This window comes from Nitrospiraceae bacterium (assembly GCA_021373015.1).
In the GTDB taxonomy this organism is placed as follows: Bacteria; Nitrospirota; Thermodesulfovibrionia; order Thermodesulfovibrionales; family UBA1546; genus JAJFTJ01.
This window is the reverse complement of the sequence record JAJFTJ010000014.1, coordinates 220,693-238,822: the sequence shown is the minus strand read 5'-3', so window position 1 is coordinate 238,822 and position 18,130 is coordinate 220,693. Positions and strand designations below refer to the sequence as shown.

The following is an 18,130-nucleotide window of genomic DNA, read 5'->3' as shown; positions in this document are numbered from 1 at the left end:
AAAATAAAAAAATGCAGCCGGTGAAAATTTAAGGAGAAAACAAGATGCTTGATGTGAAAATTGCCAGAGAAAATCCGGAAAAAGTTATTGAAGCCCTGAAAAAAAGAAATTGTGATTCTTCGATAATAGAAAAATTTCTGACAATAGAAAATGAACGCAGAGCCTTGCTGAAAACAATTGAAGAACAGCGGGAAAAGAGGAACAAACTCTCAGAGGATATTGCAAAACGCAAAAGAGAAAAAAAAGATGCTTCTCAAAATCTCGAAGAAGCAAAAAAAATTGCCGACTTTATATCTGAAAACGAAGCAGTCCTGAAAGTCATGGAAGAAAGATCAACAAATGAACTTCTTCTCATACCGAATATCCCGCACGAAACTGTGCCTGTTGGAAAAGATGAGGATGAGAATGTTGAAATAAGAAAATTCGGTATTCCAAGAGAATTTGATTTCACACCATTGAACCACTGGGATATTGCAGCCATGCTGGATATCATAGATTTTGACAGAGCATCAAAAATCTCAGGTGCAAGATTCAGTTTGATGAAAGGACACGGAGCAAAACTCGAAAGGGCATTGATGAATTTCATGCTTGATATAAATACATCGAAAGGTTACAAGGAAATATTCCCTCCGATATTGGTCAATAAAGAATCGATGACAGGAACAGGCCAGCTGCCGAAATTTGAGATGGAGCTTTTTAAAGTCGTTGATCCAGAGCTTTATCTAATTCCAACAGCGGAAGTTCCAGTAACAAACATTCACAGAGATGAGATTTTAAATGAAACCGACTTGCCGATTTACTATACAGCTTATACTCCGTGTTTCAGACGCGAGGCAGGCTCCTACGGAAAAGATACCAGAGGGTTGATAAGACAGCATCAGTTCAACAAGGTTGAGATAGTGAAATTTGTGAAACCAGAAAATTCTTATGATGAACTTGAGAAACTTACAAATAATGCAGAAGATATACTTCAGAAACTCGGTCTTCCTTACAGGATCATGTCTCTTTGCACAGGAGACATTGGTTTTTCAGCAGCCAAGACTTATGACATTGAAGTATGGCTGCCGGGACAAAACAAATATAGAGAAATCTCTTCTTGCTCGAATTTTGAGGATTTTCAGGCAAGAAGGGCAAATATAAGATTCAAGCGCGAAGGCAAAAAAGGAACTGAGTTTGTTCACACGCTCAATGGTTCAGCTCTAGCAATAGGAAGAACAGTCGTTGCCATCCTCGAAAACTTTCAGCAGAAAGACGGAAGTGTTATTGTGCCGGAGGCGTTGAGAAAGTATATGGGTGTAGAGGTAATAAAATAGTTTTTTTATCTCGGTGAAATTTTATTTATGGTACGAACATCTGTATTGTCCTTCCAAAAAAATTACACACAAGGAAATCGCAAACAACGGTAGGGGATTTTTGGAGGCGGCGAGCGGATTTGAACCGCTGCATAAAGGTTTTGCAGACCTCCCCCTTAGCCACTTGGGTACGCCGCCAATTGGAGCGGGAAACGGGGCTCGAACCCGCGACCCCAACCTTGGCAAGGTTGTGCTCTACCACTGAGCTATTCCCGCATCAAACGTGATAAGTTGAAACTTAATAAGTTAAAAAAGTGAAGGTTTAAAACTAAAAAGTATAACTCTTAACTTATAACTTCCTAATGAGTTATACTAACCAATACTAATGAAAATAAAGGGATTTTGTCAATATGCTCTATCCTGATTTAAAAGAATTTCAGTCATTATGCAAAAAAGGAAACCTGATCCCGGTTTACAGAGAAATACTCGCTGACCTGGACACGCCTGTCACTGCATTCTATAAAATTAACGGTAATCTATCATTTCTTCTTGAGAGTGTTGTCGGAGGTGAGAAATGGGCGAGGTACTCTTTCCTCGGTTCAAATCCATCAAAGATCATAAAAAGCAGCGGCAAAAAAATTGAGATAAAAGAAGCCGGGAAAAAACCGGTAATATTCGAATCAGAAAATCCTATCGATGCGCTGAAAAAAGAGATCTCGATGTATAAGCCTGTTGATCTTCCAGGTCTTCCAAGATTTTCAGGAGGACTTGTAGGATACATAGGTTATGACATGGTCAGATTTTTCGAAAAAATCCCTGATAAAAAAATGATCTCGCTCAATATGCCTGATATGTTTTTCATGCTCGCCGACACAATGCTGATCTTTGATAACCTCAAACAGAAAATAAAAATCGTCTCTAATGTTCACATAGATGATAAAAACCCTGTAAAGGCATACAAGGAAGCTGTCCTGAAAATTGATGCCATTGTTCAAAAAATAAAAAAACCTTTGAAAAATAAGAGTGCAAATACTAAAAGAAAAGTTTTAAAACAAAAAAAATTTAAATCCAATTTTAAGACCAGAAGCGAATTTGAAAAAGCAGTTTTAAAATCTAAGGAATATATTTCATCAGGAGATATTTTTCAGGTTGTTCTTTCACAGAGGTTCGAGCGAGGAATCAGCATCGAGCCTTTTGATATTTACAGGGCTCTGCGAATAATCAATCCCTCTCCGTATATGTATTTTATTAATACTGGAGATACAAAAATAATTGGTTCATCTCCTGAGATATTGGTTAGGCTCGAAGACAAAAAAATAGTGCTCAGGCCTATTGCCGGCACAAGACAAAGAGGAGAGACAGATTCAGAAGACAAGCAGCTCGAGGCTGAACTTAAAAAGGATCCAAAAGAAATTGCAGAGCATATTATGCTTGTTGACCTTGGACGAAATGACGTAGGACGCGTTGCTGAAAAAGGTTCTGTTGAAGTTACTGAGTTAATGGGCATCGAAAAATACAGTCATGTTATGCACATGGTCTCGAATGTTGAAGGGGATCTCGAAAAAGGACTTGATGCATTTGATGTTCTAGAAGCATGTTTTCCTGCAGGCACTGTTACAGGCGCTCCAAAAGTGCGTGCAATGGAGATTATCGAAGAGCTTGAACCAACAAGAAGAGGACCTTATGCAGGTTCAGTTGGATATTTCAGTTATTCAGGCAATATGGACACCTGCATCACAATAAGAACTCTACTTATAAAAGATAAAAAAATATATGTTCAGGCAGGCGCAGGACTTGTTGCTGATTCTGTACCTGAAAAAGAATATAATGAAACTGTTAATAAGGCAATGGGAATGATGAAGGCAGTTGATATGGCGGAAAAAGGACTAATTTAATTTTATGTTATTGATGATTGATAATTATGACTCTTTCACTTACAACCTTGTTCAGTATCTAGGCGAGCTTGGTGCAGACGTAAAAGTTTACAGGAATGACAAAATAACAATAAATGAAATCGAATCGCTGAACCCTGAGAGAATTGTTATTTCTCCCGGGCCCTGCACTCCAAAAGAAGCAGGCATATCTGTCGAGCTTATTAAACATTTTGCGGGAAAGATACCAATTCTCGGTGTCTGCCTCGGTCATCAGTCTATCGGCGCTGCATTTGGAGGAGAAATTATCAGAGCGCCTTTTTTGATGCACGGCAAGACATCAATGATCCATCATGACAAGAAAACAATATTTGAAGGCCTGCAAAATCCATTTCAGGCAACAAGATATCATTCCCTCATTATTAACAAAGAAACGCTTCCTTCATGTCTTGAGATAAGCGCATGGATTGACAATATTATTATGGGCGTAAGACATAAGGATTTTATCGTCGAAGGTGTACAGTTCCATCCAGAATCCATACTTACCAAAGCTGGCAAAGACCTGTTGAAGAATTTTCTGAAACTGAGTTATTAGAAAATAATAAACCTTTTAATACATTTTGCTATTTGCCTACAGACAGAAAACGATTTTCTTCGAAAATCTCAGATTGAATTAGTGTCGTAATAAATTTGCACTATGCCAACTTATTATCTTTATTACTTTTCTTTTTACGGCAAGACTAACGCTCTATCTCCAGCTACCATTTCAAGAATCAACAATTGCCCGTTGCGTTTAATATCAATAACTACCTTGTCTCCCACATTAGAACATATCAAACTACGGTCTTCAAGGTCTAGGGTAGCAAACGAAGTTTTTAAATTTTTACCATTCCATTTTAATATCTGATCACCAACTTTTAATCCAGCTTTTTCAGCAGGAGAATTTTCATACACAATGTCAACAATGCTTATTAGCATTTTTATTTGCTCATTATATTTATATTTGAAACCAATCGCCCCAGAGCATTTAAACCAATCTGCGATTAAATCCTCTGTTATATACTCTGCAAGTTGCTGATGTGGATTGGTAACTCCTTTATGATATGTCCCACTACCAGAATATATTAGATTTCCGTTTTCAACATCTAGTATTCTGAGTGCTATAGAAATATAATTTTCTATCCATTGTTGTCCTTGCTGGGTAAATGGAACGATCATAGAACCACCGCCATACAAAGGCATATTATAATAAGATGTTGTAGAGGTAGTGTGCCTTTGCTGCGTATAATATTGTCCAACTTCTCCAACAACAATAGCCTTAACACCTAATAATTTACCAATCTCAAGCTGTTTAGAGCCTTCTATTAAGCCTGATGTTGCAAGCTTTTGCTCATTTAAAATATCAATCAATCTCGCACGTTCTGCAACTTCAAATCCAGTTTTTGCCAAAACTTGGTTTACTATCCCTTGAACAATCTGTCCAGACTGTGGGGCATTGGGAGCATCGACAAAAGGCAAAACAGCTATTTTTTTATATTTAAGAAAATCCTTTGAATTTGAATACCCACTAATAGTTGGTGTTATCGGTTTTTGCATTGATACACAAGAGTATAAACAAAAGATCAATAGAATAAAAAAAGTCCTTTTCATTGTCTTCTCCTTTTTATAACCTAACCCTCTGTTTTTATTCTCGCTATATAAAACAGCAAATATGCCTTTATTGTCAAGATTGTCAAGCAGAAATATATTCTCTGTCTTTAAAACTGCATTTCTTCCTCTATCTTAGTGCAAATCTTCTAACATTTCTGATATTATTGAAAATACTATTCAGGAGGTAAAAAATGTTCTCTGCAGAAGAAATAAAACGCTACAACCGCCAGATGATGATGGACGGATGGGGAGAAGAGACCCAGAAAAAACTGAAGCAGTCTACAGTGTTTATTGCAGGCGCAGGAGGACTAGGTTCGCCTGTTTCAATATATCTTGCAGTTGCAGGCATAGGGAATATAAGAATATGTGATTTTGATTCGCCAGACTGGTCGAACCTGAACAGACAGATACTGCACAATCACAATCGTATCGGAACCAACAAAGCTGTTTCTGCGAAAAAGACTCTGGAGGAGCTTAATCCAGATATAAAAGTTACTGCGTTTGCAGATAAGATCGTTGCTGAAAATGTAGATGAAATTGTAGGTAATGCTGATTTGATTGTGGACTGTATGGATAATTTCCCTACAAGATATCTGCTCAATGAATCGGCAATAAGAAAAAAAATTCCATTGGTCTTTGGAAGCATATGGGGCATGGAAGGAAGAATGAGTTTCATCAAATCTCCTGAAACACCATGTCTTAAATGCATCTATCCCGAAGCCCCGCCTTCAGAGGTGTTTCCTGTTGTTGGAGCAACACCCGGTGTGATAGGAACTCTTGAAGCGCTTGAGGTCATAAAGTACCTCACAGGGATAGGAGAAAATCTCAAAGGGAAACTCATGGTCTGGAACGGAAATAAATGTGAATTCAAAAACTTCAAGGCATACAAAGATCCAAATTGTCCAGTATGCGGAAGTTTGAGGTAGAATATAAACATGGATATAAAAAAATTCGTTCTTGATAAAGCTACAGCTGCCAAAGAGGGCGCCCGCGCGCTTGCCAGATCATCATCCAGAGAAAAGAACAATGCGCTTTTGAAAATGGCTGATGAACTGAAGAAACACAGTGCAGAGCTTATTAAGGAAAATGAAAAAGACATTGCTCTAGCAGAAGAAAAAGGCATTTCAAAGGCTATGATAGACAGACTAACTCTGAATGAAAAACGCATAAATGAAATGGCACAGGGACTTATAGAAGTTGCAGCGCTTCCTGATCCTGTCGGAGAAATAACAAAAATGAATGAAAGACCTAACGGCATGAAAGTCGGCAGGATGCGCGTGCCCATCGGAGTGATAGGAATAATATACGAATCAAGGCCGAATGTTACCTCGGATGCAACAAGCCTGTGTCTGAAAACAGGGAATGCTGTTGTATTGCGCGGCGGTTCTGAGTCGATAAATTCGAACAGGGCTATTGTAAAAATTCTCAGAGACGCAGCTGAAGCATCCGGTCTTCATAAAGACACAATAACTTTTATTGACATAGCAGACAGAAACGCTGTAATGGAAATGCTCAAGCTTGAAGGAATAATAGATCTGATAATCCCGCGCGGCGGAGAAGGTCTTATACGCACAGTCACAGAGAATGCAAGAATCCCTGTGTTAAAGCACTATAAAGGCATATGTCATGTGTTTGTTGACAGTGATGCTGATTTTAAGATGGCTCGGGCTATCTGCCTTAATGCAAAGGTGCAGAGACCAGGAACATGCAATGCAATGGAAACAATGCTTGTTGATAAAAAAATCGCAAAGGAATTTCTGATACCGATGATCAAGGAATTTAAAAATGTCGGGGTTAAATTAAAAGGATGTACTGAAACAATGAAGATAGACAGCTCGATTATTGAGGCAAACGAAAAAGATTTTCGCACAGAATACCTTGAGCTGACACTGAATATAAAAATAGTAAATGACATTGACGATGCAATGGAACATATTGCAAAGTTCGGCTCGGCGCATTCTGATGCGATCGTTACAAAAAATTATGATAAGGCTATGCGATTCCTTAGAGAGGTTGATTCTTCAGCAGTTCTTGTTAATGCTTCAACAAGATTAAACGACGGCTATCAGTTTGGGCTTGGCGCTGAGATTGGGATAGCAACCGACAAAATTCATGCACGCGGACCAATGGGGCTTGAAGAGCTGACATGCAGAAAGTTCATTGTCTTGGGCAGCGGTCAGCTGCGTGAGTGAAAACTCAGACTGTCCATACAATTATAATTCTTAATTTGAATCAATCAACATATCTGTTAAAAGGGATTTTTAATCTTATCGATGAATAAAATAATCTTACGCAGAACAAGCAGGATACTTGCCGGCCATTCATGGATATTTTCCAATGAACTTGCAGTAAGTCCAAGAAACTATGAGCCCGGTCTAATAGTAGAAGTTCATGACACAAAAAATAATTTTATTGGAATCGGTTATATCAATCCTAATTCGCTCATCTCTGTCAGACTTCTAACAAGAAAAAACGAAGAGATCAATGCTGACTTTTTCAGAAAACGCATTCTTGAAGCAGTGGATTACAGAAAAAGATTCTGCAAAGACAACGATTCATTCAGGGTAATTTTCAGCGAGAGTGATTTTCTGCCGGGGTTGATAGTCGATAAATACAATGATTGTCTTGTCATGCAGTTTCTCACACTCGGGATAGAAAAACTTAGAGATACAATAGTTCCTCTGCTTGATGAAATACTCAAGCCGTCTGTTATCATCTTAAAAAACGACAGCCAGAGCAGAACACTTGAAGGGCTTGAACTAAAAAAAGAGATTGTAAAGGGCTCGCTTGATACACTTCCGATTATACGCGAAGGCAATATACTTCTTGAGGTTAATCCCTTGGCTGGACAAAAAACAGGATTCTTTCTTGACCAGAGAGAAAACAGGCTGGCTCTAAAAGAATTAGTCCCAGGCGGAAAAGGGCTTGATCTTTTCTGTTATTCAGGCGCATGGGGACTCCAGCTTGCGCACAATGGCGCTTCAGTCACATTTGTTGATGATTCAGAAACAGCGATCTCACATGCGCGCTCTAATGCAAAGAGAAACAATTTGGAAAGTAAATGTGATTTTATAAAAGCAGATGTTTTTAATTTTCTGAAAGATTCTATTGCCTCAGGAGTTTTATACGATTTTATCGTGCTAGATCCTCCTGCATTCGTAAAAAGCAGACTTAAGATAAAAGAAGCGTTAAAAGGCTATCATGAGATTAATACCCTTGCAATGAAACTCCTTAAACATGGAGGAATATTAGCAACATCATCCTGTTCATATCATATAGAGAAATCTGTGTTTATAGAAATGCTCAGAAATTCAGCAAAAAATGCTGGGAAACAAATCAAGATTCTCGAATACCGGTCTCAGGCAAAAGACCACCCTGTTCTTCTTTCAGTGCCAGAAACAGAATATTTAAAATGTGCATTCTTGTCCTTATGATTCAAAATCCAAGATTCATTTCCTTGACAATCAAGTCTTATGCATGATAAGTAACTACATGAAGGCAAATAACAATAAAAACATATTGAAAATCGGAATATTAGGCGGGACATTCAATCCAATCCACATCGGTCATCTAAGGGCTGCGGAAGAGGTATTGGAAAAACTCAAGCTCAACTTCGTAATTTTCATGCCGTCAGGAAGTCCTCCTCTTAAAAACAACGGTCTTGCAGACGCAAAACACAGATATAAGATGACAAGGTTGGCTACATTCAGAAACAGAAATTTTAAGATATCAGACATAGAATATAAAAAAAAGAGCATATCTTACTCTGTGAATACACTTAAGCATCTTTATAGGTTATATCCAGATGCCTCGTTTTATTTCATACTAGGCATAGATGCTTTTCTGGAAATCCCTAAGTGGTGGAAGCCCAAAGAGCTTCTTAAGCTCACAAATTTTGTTGTTATATCCAGACCGCCGTTTAAATTTTCTGACCTTTCTTCTTTCCCTTTTTCAAAGATAAGTGAAAGTGTATTAAAAAAAATCGAAACTGGAAAAACAGGAATTTATAGAACAAAACTTAAGACTAATAGAGATGTGATACTTTTAAAACTTACTCCGCTAGAAATATCATCAACTGTGATAAGAAAGCTGATTAAAGAGGGGAAAACTGCAAAATACCTGTTGCCAGAAGAAGTCGAATCCTATATAATTTCTAATAAGATATACAGGTAAATCTTTACGAAAGGAGGCGTTAGCTTACATAAAAAGCAAAGCTAAAGCCCAAGATGCAGCAAAGGCAGCAATAGAGAAAAAAGCCGGGGATGTTTTAATCCTCGAGTTATATAAACTTAGTGTTATTGCTGATTATTTTGTTATTTGTTCTGGAAAAAGCACAACTCAGGTCAAGGCAATTGCAGACGGAATAAGAGATTTTTTTGATAAGAAGCATCTCCATTCCATAGGAGTTGAAGGTATTGCTAATAGTCAATGGATATTGATTGATTATGGGGATGTGATTGTACATATTTTTGAAGAAAACACCAGGGAATACTACCAGCTTGAAAAGCTCTGGCTTGACGCACCAAGGATTTCATATGAATCTTAAATTAATTTATTACAGAGGTTATTACTGCTGATGGGCAAGCTCTCTATTTTTATAGTGGTCCTTTTTCTTACCGGACTTGCGCTCCTTGCAATCGACAACAAAGAAATCACAACTATAAAAATTCCCTTTGATGAAGTCTATGAAATTCCGAAGATTGCACTGATACTTCTCTCAAGCGTTGCCGGGGCTCTTGCAATGCTCATCGTCTTTACAATAAGAGACACTAAGCGTTTTATAGGCAACTGGCAGCACCAACGCAAGCAGAAAAAAGAAGCAAGGGTGCAGGAGCTTTATTCAAGGGCATTAAATGCTCTTCTTGCCCATGCTGAAGATGAGGCAAAAGAACCCCTTGAAATAATCCTGCAGGAAGAACCGAAACATCTTCACGCACTTCTGAGGCTTGGGGACATTGCCTGTTCAGAAGACAATTATCAGCAGGCGCTAATTTACTACAACAAGGTATTTTCTGCCTATCCTTTGAATCTGGAAGTGCTTTTCGCCTTGGAAAATCTTATGGAAAAAACAGGCAGATGGGCTGATGCCTTGAATTACATTGAGAAGATTCTTGATATTGATGCAGACAATCTGGCAGCGCTGTACAAAAAACGCGCTGTTCACGAAAGAGAAGAAAAATGGGATGAGCTTGTTGATGTGCAAAAAACAATTCTGAAACACGAACATGCGGAAAAAGACCGCCAGAGAGAGCAGATAAATCTCCTTGGTTACAAATATGAATACGGACGCAATTGCCTTGAGAATGGAGAACTTGAAAAAGCGCGCAAAGCATTCAAGACAATCATGAGACTAAACAGCAGTTTCATCCCAGCATATTTGGGACTTGCTGAGGTGAAGCTGAGAGAAGGCGAGACAGACGAGGTTGCCGATTACCTTGAAAAATGTTATGAGCAGACATCCTCACTGATAATACTTGCAAGATTTGAAGATCTTCTTATAAATCTCGGCGAGCCTTCACGGTTGATAAGGCTTTATCAAAACCTTATTGCTAAAAATCCCCAAAATATTATGCTAAGGGTTTTTCTTGGCAAACTTTACTACAGACTTGAGATGATTGATGATGCAATCAGAACATTCGATTCCATCGATACAACCGGTGTTACTATGGCTGAAATACATAAGATAATGGGCGATCTTTACCTTAAACGCGGACAATGTGACTTAGCTGCCATAGAATATAAAAAAGCCATGGGCATTAAGCCTGCATTCAGACTTCCATATTGGTGCTCTGTCTGCGGATATTCTTCAAAGGAGTGGGTGGGAAGGTGTCCTGACTGCAGCAACTGGAATACCTTCAGCCTTAATATAGATGACCGTAAAATCTAAAAGAAGCACTGTTGTATTAGACACAAGCCTGTTCGTTAATCCGGAAGTTCGCGACAGTTTCGGTAAGACTCCTACAGAAGCGCTCGAAAATTTTTTATCAATCGCAGCACAAGTTCCAACACTTGAGTTTTACATGCCGCCTTCTATTTTTGAAGAGCTTCTGAATTTCATAGAACCTGAAAAGATATCTGGTGATCTGCTTGTGCTACTTCATCAAAAACCGCCTAAAAAATATGAACTTACATGCCCTGCATTTCTGCTCTATGAACTCATCGAAGATATCAGGGAAAGGATTAACAAAGGTCTCAGGGTTGCAGAAAAAGCTGTGAGAGGAGCTGCAAAATCAGGCGAAGAAGAGGTCGTGAAAGACTTGAGAAGAAAATACAGAGAGGCATTAAGAGAGGGCATCATCGACAGCAAAGAAGATGTTGATCTGATTCTTCTTGCACGCGAGCTTGACGCCCTGCTTGTTACTGCTGATCAGGGGTTGATAAAGTGGGCTGAAAAATTCGGCATAAGATGGCTCATCTCAGCAAAATTCAAAGAATATATGCTCAGCTCTATAAAACGCGCTGATTACCTTGCCTCTGTAGAAGCAGACTAAATTTATTTCCCGATACAGAAGCTGCTGAATATCCTGTTCAATATATCATCAGTTGTAACAGCGCCGATTATCTCTCCGAGTTTATCAAGACTGTCCCGAAGCCCAATTGCAATTATCTCAACAGGCTTGTCTGTATTAAAAGCCTCTACCGCGTCTTTAAGAGAATCATACGCTGCCTGAATTAAAGTCTTATGCCTTAGGTTTGTGATTATAATTCCCTCTTTGTGCTCATTCCAGTTTTTAACAGAAGAATTAAAGATTACATTTTTTAATTCATCTATTCCGTGGTCTTTCAGGGCAGAAATCTTTATAATGCGCATCTGATATTTTGAAAAAGCACCTTTGAATTTTTTGCAATTCTCATCTCTCATAATGTCTGATTTATTTATCGCAATAATAGTATTCCTGTCCTTAATCTTTTCCAGAACCTCTATGTCTTCATTTTTTAAATCATGGCTTCCATCTATCACAGCTATGATCAGGTCAGCATTTTCGATCGCGCTCAAGCTCCTCTTTACGCCTTCAATCTCTGCCATGTCATGAGACTCTCTTATTCCTGCAGTATCAATTACCCTGAGAGGCAAGCCATTGATGTTCAGATATTCTTCAATGATGTCTCTTGTTGTGCCCGGCATCTCGGTAACTATCGCCCTGTTCCGTTGAAGCAAAGCATTAAGCAAAGACGACTTTCCGACATTCGGCCTTCCTACGATTGCAACGGCAAGCCCTTCCCTGAAAAATCTTCCTTCGTCATAGCTCTTTAACAAAGATTCGAGTTCCTGAATAATTTTTTTTATCGCTTCTTTCATCTCATCTTTTGTAGAAATTTCTATCTCTTCATCAGGAAAATCGATATATGTCTCGACTGTAACGCAGAGATCTGTGAGTCTTTCTCTTAGATCAGAAATCTTTTCTGAAAGCCTGCCTTTTAACTGTTCAAGCGCAATCTTTCCTGACTCATCTGTCCTTGCTTTAATAAGGTCAAGCACTGCCTCTGCCTTACTCAAATCAATGCGCCCGTTTAAAAAAGCCCTTTTAGTAAATTCTCCGGGCTCTGCAAGTCTTGCGCCGTGTTTAAGCGCAAGCTCCAGCACTCTTCTTAGAGGAAGCATTCCTCCATGACAGTTAATCTCGACAATATTTTCTTTTGTATATGTATGAGGCGCAAGCATCACTGAAACAAGCACTTCATCGATTGTCTCTTTTGTTTCAGGGTCTTTTATCACTCCATGGATGATTTTGTGAGATGAGATGTTCGAGAGTTTTTTGTTTTTTGAAGAATGAAAAAGTTTCTCTGCAATGCGCACAGCGTCTTTTCCGCTCAGCCGCACAATGCCGATTCCGCCCTCTCCGAGCGGAGTAGAGATCGCGGTAATTGTATCATCCAACAGATTCATTCAATGATTATAACAGAATGAGAGAGGGGTGGAAAATTCAAGAAACATTGACATTTTTTGCTTTATCAATTATTTAAGAAAGTGGTATTATTTTTTCAATGGTAGTTCTTATAATAATAGTCGTAAAGCAAGAAAAATTGCTGTATGACACTAAAAAAAATTAAAACTATTAGCTGGGCTAAGGCTATTTTTCTGCTTGTATTTTCCCACAATAAATTGATTAAACATTCAGTTGATTGTGCAATTGATCGTGAAATTCGTTCAGCGTCGATTTCGACATATTTGACACCTAATCAAGAATATGATTTGCGCTCAAAATACAATAATTTATTTAGAGATTCCGTATCACGTATTCGTTCGTCATTGCTAAGGGCTTTTTGCTTAGTACTTCTTTCAATCATAGCTGCACTTTCTTCTGCAGTAGCATTTAATTCATTGTCCATTAATAAGTCTTCAATATTAAACAGCTGGCTCCAATATGGAGGAATTGGTTTACTTTTGTGGGCTACTTTAGGGAGAGCAGAGTCAGAGGCTGAAACTTTTGATACTGGCTCATTACCAGAGCTTGTGGATACGTGGGTTTATAGATTTCTATATATTACTGGTTCTTACTCTCTAATACTGTCGGTAGCATGGTAATATGATTGCTACTAAGCAAAATAGTAAAATGAATAAAATAAAAATACTACTTTATGTTTTATGCATTGCTTTATTTTTGACGAGTTACTCCTCGGCTGAAGAGGGAACTGGTATTATAGTAGATGTTTTATCGAAAACCAGTTTAAGCTGGGATAGCAAACCTCTGCCTGAATATTCAGAAGGAAAACCAGAGATAACAATATTAAAAATAAAAATCCCTCCCGGAGCACAATTGCCTCTGCACAAACATCCTGTTATAAATGCAGGCGTATTACTAAGCGGAGAGCTTACTGTGATAACTTCAGACAATAAGATACTAAAACTCAAAGCTGGAGAAGCGTTTGTTGAAGTTGTGCATACTTGGCACTATGGAAAGAACGAAGGCAGCACGCCTGCTGAGATTATAGTTTTTTATGCCGGAACCTCCGGCATGATGATAACAGTGCATAAGAATGATTTTACAGAGATAGAATCGAAATAATTCGGAGGTAGATATGGGCTGTTTGTTTGTTATCGTCTTAGGCGGAATAACAGCATTGATGATATATTTTTTCGGGTATGTTTCATGGGTCATGATACTCTTGGCATCGCTATGGTTTATTGCAGTTATTTTCTCTTTTATATTTGGACACCGAGGTTTTGGCGGCGGTGGAAACACTGATTTCATGATTATGATTGCAGGCATAGGCATTACAGCAGCTATAATCATTCCTAAGTACGAAGCTCAAAGACCTTGCAAGCAGGCAAAAACAGCTTTGATAAAACTTGCTGACGCTGAACATAAATATTTTTCCGAGAAAAAAACCTTTACCAGAGATTTCTATATTTTTAATCTGCCAATTAACCCTGGAGTTGATATTTCGATAGTAAAAGCGGATGAAAAGTCTTTTGTTGCTATCGCATCCCACAAATTATGTGATAAGTATAAAAATGGCCAGCCTGATGTGCTTATCTGGGATTCTGCCAAAGACGGACTCCAATAACAACTCTTTGCTGACTTATCCCTCTGCTTTTTCCTGTGCAAGTTTCTTGTTAACAAAAAACTGCTGGATGATTGAGAGGATATTATTCACAAGCCAGTAAAGAACAAGACCTGACGCAAAATTAATGAACATGACGGTAAATATTATCGGCATGAACATCATTATCTTTGCCTGCATCGGATCCATTGAACTTGGTGTCATCTTCTGCTGTATGAGCATTGTGATGCCCATGATAATAGGCAGAACATAATAAGGGTCTTTGACTGAAAGATCTACTATCCAGAATATGAACGGAGCATGTCTTAATTCAATAGCAATCGAAAGTATGCTGTAAAGCGCAAAGAAAACAGGAATCTGTAAAAGCATCGGAAGGCATCCGCCAATAGGATTGACCTTGTGCTTTTTATAGATTGCCATCATCTCCTGCTGCATTCTCTTGGGGTCATTCTTGTATTTTTCTCTGAGTTCCTGAACCTTGGGTTGGATCTCCTGCATCTTCTTCATCGACTTCTGGCTCTTATTTATCAGAGGGATAAAAGGAATTCTGGTTATAATTGTTATTAAGACTATTGCCCATCCGTAATTTCCCACAATATTGTAAAAGATCTTAAGAAGCCAAAAAAGCGGTCTTGAGATTATCGAGAAAAAACCAAAATCAATTATATGTTCAAGCCCGATATTGAGCTTCTTGAGAACATCATGTTCTTTCGGGCCTGCATATATAAGAAATGAATTCACATCAGCTTTAGTTCTTAATGCAATAACAGGAGTTTCAACCTGCTTCTGTGATTTTGGATCATTTACCTGTGGGGTTACTGTCCATGACTTTGCCTCTTCCACCTGCCCAAGAGGAACTATTGATGAAAAAAAGTATTTATCTTCCTGTGCAATCCATTTAATCTTCCCTTTGTAGCTTTTAGGATCCTTAATTTTTTTTGCTTCGAGCTCTATCCTCTCAGCTTCCTTGAGAAGTACCGGGCCTGTATGCGAGCCGTCTGTATTACTGTGAATGCCGAAATCACTTCCTACTGTAATCCAGTATTCAGGAAGGCCTTTTACCTCATCCTTCAAATCGAATTTATAAGAGTCGCTGTAGAATGTGTATGTTCTTTTTATCGAATATCCTGATGCTGTGTATTCAAAAATAACCGAACCTGTTCTGCTATTATTGTCGAGTTTCATGTTTGTTCCTGAAACCCTGAAATTTACATTCGAAAAATTGAAATTATCCTGAGAACCAATGCTTAAGGCAGGGACAATGCTCTGTCCTGACTGAAGCATTATCCCGAGCCCGTCTTTATCCTTATATTTCTTGAGTTCCCATTTTTTAATTGTTCCGCCTGTGGACGAAAGCACTGCAGAATAAAGCTCTGTATCTATTGTTATCTCTCTGCCCTGTGACTGCGCTGTTTGTTTGGCAGGGAGAATTGGTTTTTGTTTCTGTGGTTCTTCTTTTTTCTCTTCTTTTTTAACAGCCTCCTGTTCTTTTTGTTCCTTGATTGGCTGCTGTTTTGGAGGTGTGACGAAAAATTGATATCCAATAAGTACTGCTAATGAAAGGACTACTGCTATAAGAGCTCTTTTTTCCATGTATATTAATTACCTCACTGGATCATATCCACCCGGGTGGAATGGATGACATTTGAAAATTCTTTTAATTGTAAGATATGCGCCTTTTGCCGCGCCATATTTTCTTATTGCCTCTGCTGAATATTCAGAACAGGTAGGGGTAAACCTGCAACTGCTTGGAAGCAAAGGCGAGATCAGATATTTATATCCTCTTAAAAATGCCAGCAAAATTGCTTTCATTGTCTTACCTGCCTTTTTGCATACGATAAAGCTTTTTGCCGGCGAGGCACAATAGCATATCTTTTAAGAAAAAATACAAACAACATTTTGCTGTTTTAAGCAGTAAGTTTTTTTCTTCCCTTTGACCTTCTGCGCTTGACGGTGTTTTGCCCTCCCCTTGTGCTCATGCGCTCAAGGAATCCGTGTGTGCGTTTTCTCTTCTTTTTATGTGGACGAAATGTTGTATATGTTCCCATAGTTTTTCTCCGAGGAAGAAGTATACCCTTTTAACAAAAATAAAGTCAAGATTCAGCGTTTATTTCTCTGACAATGAATAATAATCCCCGTGCCCCGGGAATATAAATCCTGCATTGTTCTTTGAACTGCCTGAATGTTTAATAAGGGATTTAAGATCTTCCATCTCATCCTTGAAAACATTGCTGTTGCTGTTTGGGCTGATAAGGAGATATTTATAGACATTAAGGGTTTTTTTGTCCTCTTCTGTTAGACTCCTGACATTTAACAGATAATCCGCTGTGAAAATGAGTCCGTATTTTTTATTAAAGAAAAATACATTCCCAAGTATGTGGCCGCCGAGACTCTCGAGAACCATAAATTCCAGACTTCCGATTGAGAAAGTGTCTGTTACATTAAAAACCCCTGCTTTGTCTGTTGATGAAGAAGAGAAATATTTTATTTTATCAGGGAATCTGCACTCGCTGAATTTATTTACAAGTCTCGTATAATATTTGTTCAGATCCAGAAGCTTGCCCGCTGTGCCCGATGCCCTGTTGCCATTCTCAATAACATATTTTGATTCTGGATGCAGAAAAACTTCGGTTCCGAATTCAACAGAAAAATATCCTGACATTCCTGCATGGTCAGCGTCAGCATGGGTCAGATAAATTCTTTTTATTTTTTCAGGGTCAAGTGATTTTTTTCTTAAAGCTGATTTAAAATCTTCATAATAAATTCCATACCCAGAGTCAATCATTGTCAACTCGTCGGCATGTTTGAATAAATATATATTCTCGCTTGTCGGCATCTTGAAACCGTATATTTCCACATCGCCTATCTTAAGCGCAGGCATTTCCTTCATAGAAAAACGACTGCCTGTTCTGCTTCTGGAAGCAGAGGCAAGAGTCAGCACTTTCTCGAAAATGTCTATTGCCTCAAGATTGTTCCCTGCCTCAGAATAAAATCTCACAAGGTCCGCTGACAGTTCCTGAGAAGAATCAACCAGTTCTTTTATCTCATGAACATCACTGTCTGATAAAAGTTTTTTCAGCCTGAGGAAAAATTTTTCCACATGTTTGAGTCCGATTATGTATTCAACCTTTTCATTGTCAGACCCTCTGTATAGAACCCTGTATTGATAACCATTTGCATTTATCACATCAAGCAGCATATCTATTTCTTTTGTGTCTTTCGTGGCAAGTGCAATATTGGCAGCCTCAGGATCCATGTCCTCGTTGTAGAACATATAAATCACATTTGCATTATGTCTCTTAAAAAGCTGTGCAAATTCAGCAAGCGTTCCGGGTTTATTTAAAAGCCTTGCCTTAATCTCAAGAATGTTTTCGAGAGCTGTTATTTGAACATCATCTTTGCCAACAGCGCTTTTTTCAAAACTATATTGTTTGTCTTTAAGCATGCGCAGAAGTTCGTTAAGGTCTTTTTGCTTCTGCATCTGAACTTCAACAACCACCTTCGTGCTGTCCATAGAACGGTCATAGTGGAAAAAACTTATGTTCGCATTACACGCTGATATCAGCGAGGAAAATACCGCGAGAGAACCCGGCCTGTCATCGAGAAATACACGGAACTTTGCGAGCAGATCAGTCTCAAAATTTTCTTTCTTGGATTTGCTTATGTGCTTGTATATTTTTACTGGAAGTTCTTTTTTATTTAAATTTTCTTTCTTCATAGAAAGTTAATAATAACAACTCTGATTTTTTGCTGCAAGTGCATGCACAAAAAACAATCTTAATAAATTGACTATAAATGGCTTGAGAAGTT

The 18,130-nt window shown here is 38.4% G+C and carries 19 protein-coding genes and 2 tRNA genes; 13 read left to right on the top strand and 8 right to left on the bottom strand.

All coding sequences use genetic code 11. The features are described 5' to 3' along the window. Nucleotides 1-44: 44 nt before the first annotated feature. Entirely contained in the window at nucleotides 45-1,313 is a 1,269-nt protein-coding gene (gene serS, locus LLF28_06765) for a serine--tRNA ligase (GenBank protein ID MCE5195137.1), read from the top strand. A 101-nt stretch (nucleotides 1,314-1,414) separates the two neighbouring features. Here serS and LLF28_06760 read toward each other — a convergent pair. After that, a tRNA-Cys gene (locus LLF28_06760) sits at nucleotides 1,415-1,490 on the bottom strand. A gap of 3 nt (nucleotides 1,491-1,493) precedes the next feature. Then, a tRNA-Gly gene (locus LLF28_06755) sits at nucleotides 1,494-1,568 on the bottom strand. Between the two features lie 134 nt (nucleotides 1,569-1,702). Between LLF28_06755 and trpE the strand changes: the two genes are divergently transcribed. Together trpE and LLF28_06745 are read left to right on the top strand one after the other, a co-directional pair. Then, on the top strand, nucleotides 1,703-3,187 hold the full coding sequence (gene trpE / locus LLF28_06750) for an anthranilate synthase component I (GenBank protein MCE5195136.1): 1,485 nt from the start codon (nucleotides 1,703-1,705) through the stop codon (nucleotides 3,185-3,187). Between the two features lie 4 nt (nucleotides 3,188-3,191). After that, a complete protein-coding gene (locus tag LLF28_06745; protein MCE5195135.1) occupies nucleotides 3,192-3,758 on the top strand; it encodes an aminodeoxychorismate/anthranilate synthase component II in 567 nt (188 codons plus the stop codon). 134 nt (nucleotides 3,759-3,892) lie between these two features. Here LLF28_06745 and LLF28_06740 read toward each other — a convergent pair whose 3' ends face one another. Further along, nucleotides 3,893-4,813 carry a PDZ domain-containing protein gene (locus tag LLF28_06740; protein ID MCE5195134.1) on the bottom strand — a complete coding sequence of 307 codons (921 nt, stop codon included), beginning with the start codon at nucleotides 4,811-4,813 and terminating at the stop codon, nucleotides 3,893-3,895. 191 nt (nucleotides 4,814-5,004) lie between these two features. Here LLF28_06740 and LLF28_06735 point away from each other — a divergent pair, with 191 nt between their 5' ends. The 7 genes from LLF28_06735 to LLF28_06705 all read left to right on the top strand — a co-directional run bounded on the left by LLF28_06735 (nucleotide 5,005) and on the right by LLF28_06705 (nucleotide 11,304). Beyond that, a complete protein-coding gene (locus tag LLF28_06735) occupies nucleotides 5,005-5,739 on the top strand; it encodes a HesA/MoeB/ThiF family protein (protein MCE5195133.1) in 735 nt (244 codons plus the stop codon). 9 nt (nucleotides 5,740-5,748) lie between these two features. After that, a complete protein-coding gene (locus LLF28_06730; GenBank protein MCE5195132.1) occupies nucleotides 5,749-7,005 on the top strand; it encodes a glutamate-5-semialdehyde dehydrogenase in 1,257 nt (418 codons plus the stop codon). A gap of 81 nt (nucleotides 7,006-7,086) precedes the next feature. Then, nucleotides 7,087-8,247 carry a class I SAM-dependent rRNA methyltransferase gene (locus LLF28_06725; protein ID MCE5195131.1) on the top strand — a complete coding sequence of 387 codons (1,161 nt, stop codon included), beginning with the start codon at nucleotides 7,087-7,089 and terminating at the stop codon, nucleotides 8,245-8,247. A 58-nt stretch (nucleotides 8,248-8,305) separates the two neighbouring features. Next, the gene (nadD, locus tag LLF28_06720; protein ID MCE5195130.1) at nucleotides 8,306-8,986 is read left to right on the top strand and encodes a nicotinate-nucleotide adenylyltransferase; all 681 of its coding nucleotides are present in this window, start codon (nucleotides 8,306-8,308) and stop codon (nucleotides 8,984-8,986) included. Nucleotides 8,987-9,014: 28 nt separating this feature from the next. Beyond that, complete coding sequence (gene rsfS, locus LLF28_06715; protein MCE5195129.1) at nucleotides 9,015-9,359, top strand: ribosome silencing factor; 345 nt, start codon at nucleotides 9,015-9,017, stop codon at nucleotides 9,357-9,359. Nucleotides 9,360-9,389: 30 nt separating this feature from the next. Continuing rightward, nucleotides 9,390-10,700 carry a tetratricopeptide repeat protein gene (locus tag LLF28_06710; protein MCE5195128.1) on the top strand — a complete coding sequence of 437 codons (1,311 nt, stop codon included), beginning with the start codon at nucleotides 9,390-9,392 and terminating at the stop codon, nucleotides 10,698-10,700. After that, nucleotides 10,684-11,304: an RNA ligase partner protein gene (locus LLF28_06705; GenBank protein ID MCE5195127.1), complete on the top strand. Its 621-nt coding sequence runs from the start codon at nucleotides 10,684-10,686 to the stop codon at nucleotides 11,302-11,304. Before LLF28_06710 ends, LLF28_06705 begins: the two co-directional genes overlap by 17 nt. A 2-nt stretch (nucleotides 11,305-11,306) precedes the next feature. Here the strand turns inward: LLF28_06705 and mnmE are convergent, their stop codons facing one another. Further along, nucleotides 11,307-12,692: a tRNA uridine-5-carboxymethylaminomethyl(34) synthesis GTPase MnmE gene (gene mnmE, locus LLF28_06700; protein MCE5195126.1), complete on the bottom strand. Its 1,386-nt coding sequence runs from the start codon at nucleotides 12,690-12,692 to the stop codon at nucleotides 11,307-11,309. 153 nt (nucleotides 12,693-12,845) lie between these two features. On the opposite strand from mnmE, the gene LLF28_06695 reads away from it, so the two are divergent. Genes LLF28_06695 through LLF28_06685 form a run of 3 tightly spaced genes read left to right on the top strand, consistent with a single transcriptional unit; the run spans nucleotide 12,846 to nucleotide 14,323 of the window. Then, nucleotides 12,846-13,340: a hypothetical protein gene (locus tag LLF28_06695; GenBank protein ID MCE5195125.1), complete on the top strand. Its 495-nt coding sequence runs from the start codon at nucleotides 12,846-12,848 to the stop codon at nucleotides 13,338-13,340. Between the two features lie 28 nt (nucleotides 13,341-13,368). Next, nucleotides 13,369-13,821 (top strand): cupin domain-containing protein, encoded by a 453-nt coding sequence (locus LLF28_06690; protein ID MCE5195124.1) that lies wholly within the window; start codon nucleotides 13,369-13,371, stop codon nucleotides 13,819-13,821. A 13-nt stretch (nucleotides 13,822-13,834) separates the two neighbouring features. Continuing rightward, a complete protein-coding gene (locus tag LLF28_06685) occupies nucleotides 13,835-14,323 on the top strand; it encodes a hypothetical protein (protein MCE5195123.1) in 489 nt (162 codons plus the stop codon). 15 nt (nucleotides 14,324-14,338) lie between these two features. On the opposite strand, the gene yidC is transcribed toward LLF28_06685, so the two are convergent. The 4 genes from yidC to LLF28_06665 form a co-directional block, all read right to left on the bottom strand. Continuing rightward, a complete protein-coding gene (gene yidC / locus LLF28_06680; GenBank protein MCE5195122.1) occupies nucleotides 14,339-15,913 on the bottom strand; it encodes a membrane protein insertase YidC in 1,575 nt (524 codons plus the stop codon). A 9-nt stretch (nucleotides 15,914-15,922) separates the two neighbouring features. Then, nucleotides 15,923-16,132, bottom strand: a complete 210-nt coding sequence (gene yidD / locus LLF28_06675; protein ID MCE5195121.1) for a membrane protein insertion efficiency factor YidD — start codon at nucleotides 16,130-16,132, stop codon at nucleotides 15,923-15,925. Nucleotides 16,133-16,227: 95 nt separating this feature from the next. Beyond that, nucleotides 16,228-16,368 carry a 50S ribosomal protein L34 gene (rpmH, locus tag LLF28_06670; GenBank protein ID MCE5195120.1) on the bottom strand — a complete coding sequence of 47 codons (141 nt, stop codon included), beginning with the start codon at nucleotides 16,366-16,368 and terminating at the stop codon, nucleotides 16,228-16,230. A 59-nt stretch (nucleotides 16,369-16,427) separates the two neighbouring features. After that, nucleotides 16,428-18,038 (bottom strand): MBL fold metallo-hydrolase, encoded by a 1,611-nt coding sequence (locus LLF28_06665; protein MCE5195119.1) that lies wholly within the window; start codon nucleotides 18,036-18,038, stop codon nucleotides 16,428-16,430. Nucleotides 18,039-18,130 lie beyond the last annotated feature (92 nt).

Bases quoted from the DNA above. Each gene is read 5' to 3' on its own strand.
- LLF28_06730 (MCE5195132.1), top strand. From the start codon at position 5,749: ATGGATATAAAAAAATTCGTTCTTGATAAAGCTACAGCTGCCAAAGAG.
- rpmH (MCE5195120.1), bottom strand. From the start codon at position 16,368: ATGGGAACATATACAACATTTCGTCCACATAAAAAGAAGAGAAAACGC.
- yidD (MCE5195121.1), bottom strand. From the start codon at position 16,132: ATGAAAGCAATTTTGCTGGCATTTTTAAGAGGATATAAATATCTGATC.
- nadD (MCE5195130.1), top strand. From the start codon at position 8,306: ATGAAGGCAAATAACAATAAAAACATATTGAAAATCGGAATATTAGGC.
- LLF28_06740 (MCE5195134.1), bottom strand. From the start codon at position 4,813: ATGAAAAGGACTTTTTTTATTCTATTGATCTTTTGTTTATACTCTTGT.
- LLF28_06695 (MCE5195125.1), top strand. From the start codon at position 12,846: ATGACACTAAAAAAAATTAAAACTATTAGCTGGGCTAAGGCTATTTTT.
- LLF28_06725 (MCE5195131.1), top strand. From the start codon at position 7,087: ATGAATAAAATAATCTTACGCAGAACAAGCAGGATACTTGCCGGCCAT.
- trpE (MCE5195136.1), top strand. From the start codon at position 1,703: ATGCTCTATCCTGATTTAAAAGAATTTCAGTCATTATGCAAAAAAGGA.
- LLF28_06690 (MCE5195124.1), top strand. From the start codon at position 13,369: ATGAATAAAATAAAAATACTACTTTATGTTTTATGCATTGCTTTATTT.
- yidC (MCE5195122.1), bottom strand. From the start codon at position 15,913: ATGGAAAAAAGAGCTCTTATAGCAGTAGTCCTTTCATTAGCAGTACTT.
- LLF28_06665 (MCE5195119.1), bottom strand. From the start codon at position 18,038: ATGAAGAAAGAAAATTTAAATAAAAAAGAACTTCCAGTAAAAATATAC.
- serS (MCE5195137.1), top strand. From the start codon at position 45: ATGCTTGATGTGAAAATTGCCAGAGAAAATCCGGAAAAAGTTATTGAA.
- LLF28_06735 (MCE5195133.1), top strand. From the start codon at position 5,005: ATGTTCTCTGCAGAAGAAATAAAACGCTACAACCGCCAGATGATGATG.
- LLF28_06745 (MCE5195135.1), top strand. From the start codon at position 3,192: ATGTTATTGATGATTGATAATTATGACTCTTTCACTTACAACCTTGTT.
- LLF28_06710 (MCE5195128.1), top strand. From the start codon at position 9,390: ATGGGCAAGCTCTCTATTTTTATAGTGGTCCTTTTTCTTACCGGACTT.
- LLF28_06685 (MCE5195123.1), top strand. From the start codon at position 13,835: ATGGGCTGTTTGTTTGTTATCGTCTTAGGCGGAATAACAGCATTGATG.
- LLF28_06705 (MCE5195127.1), top strand. From the start codon at position 10,684: ATGACCGTAAAATCTAAAAGAAGCACTGTTGTATTAGACACAAGCCTG.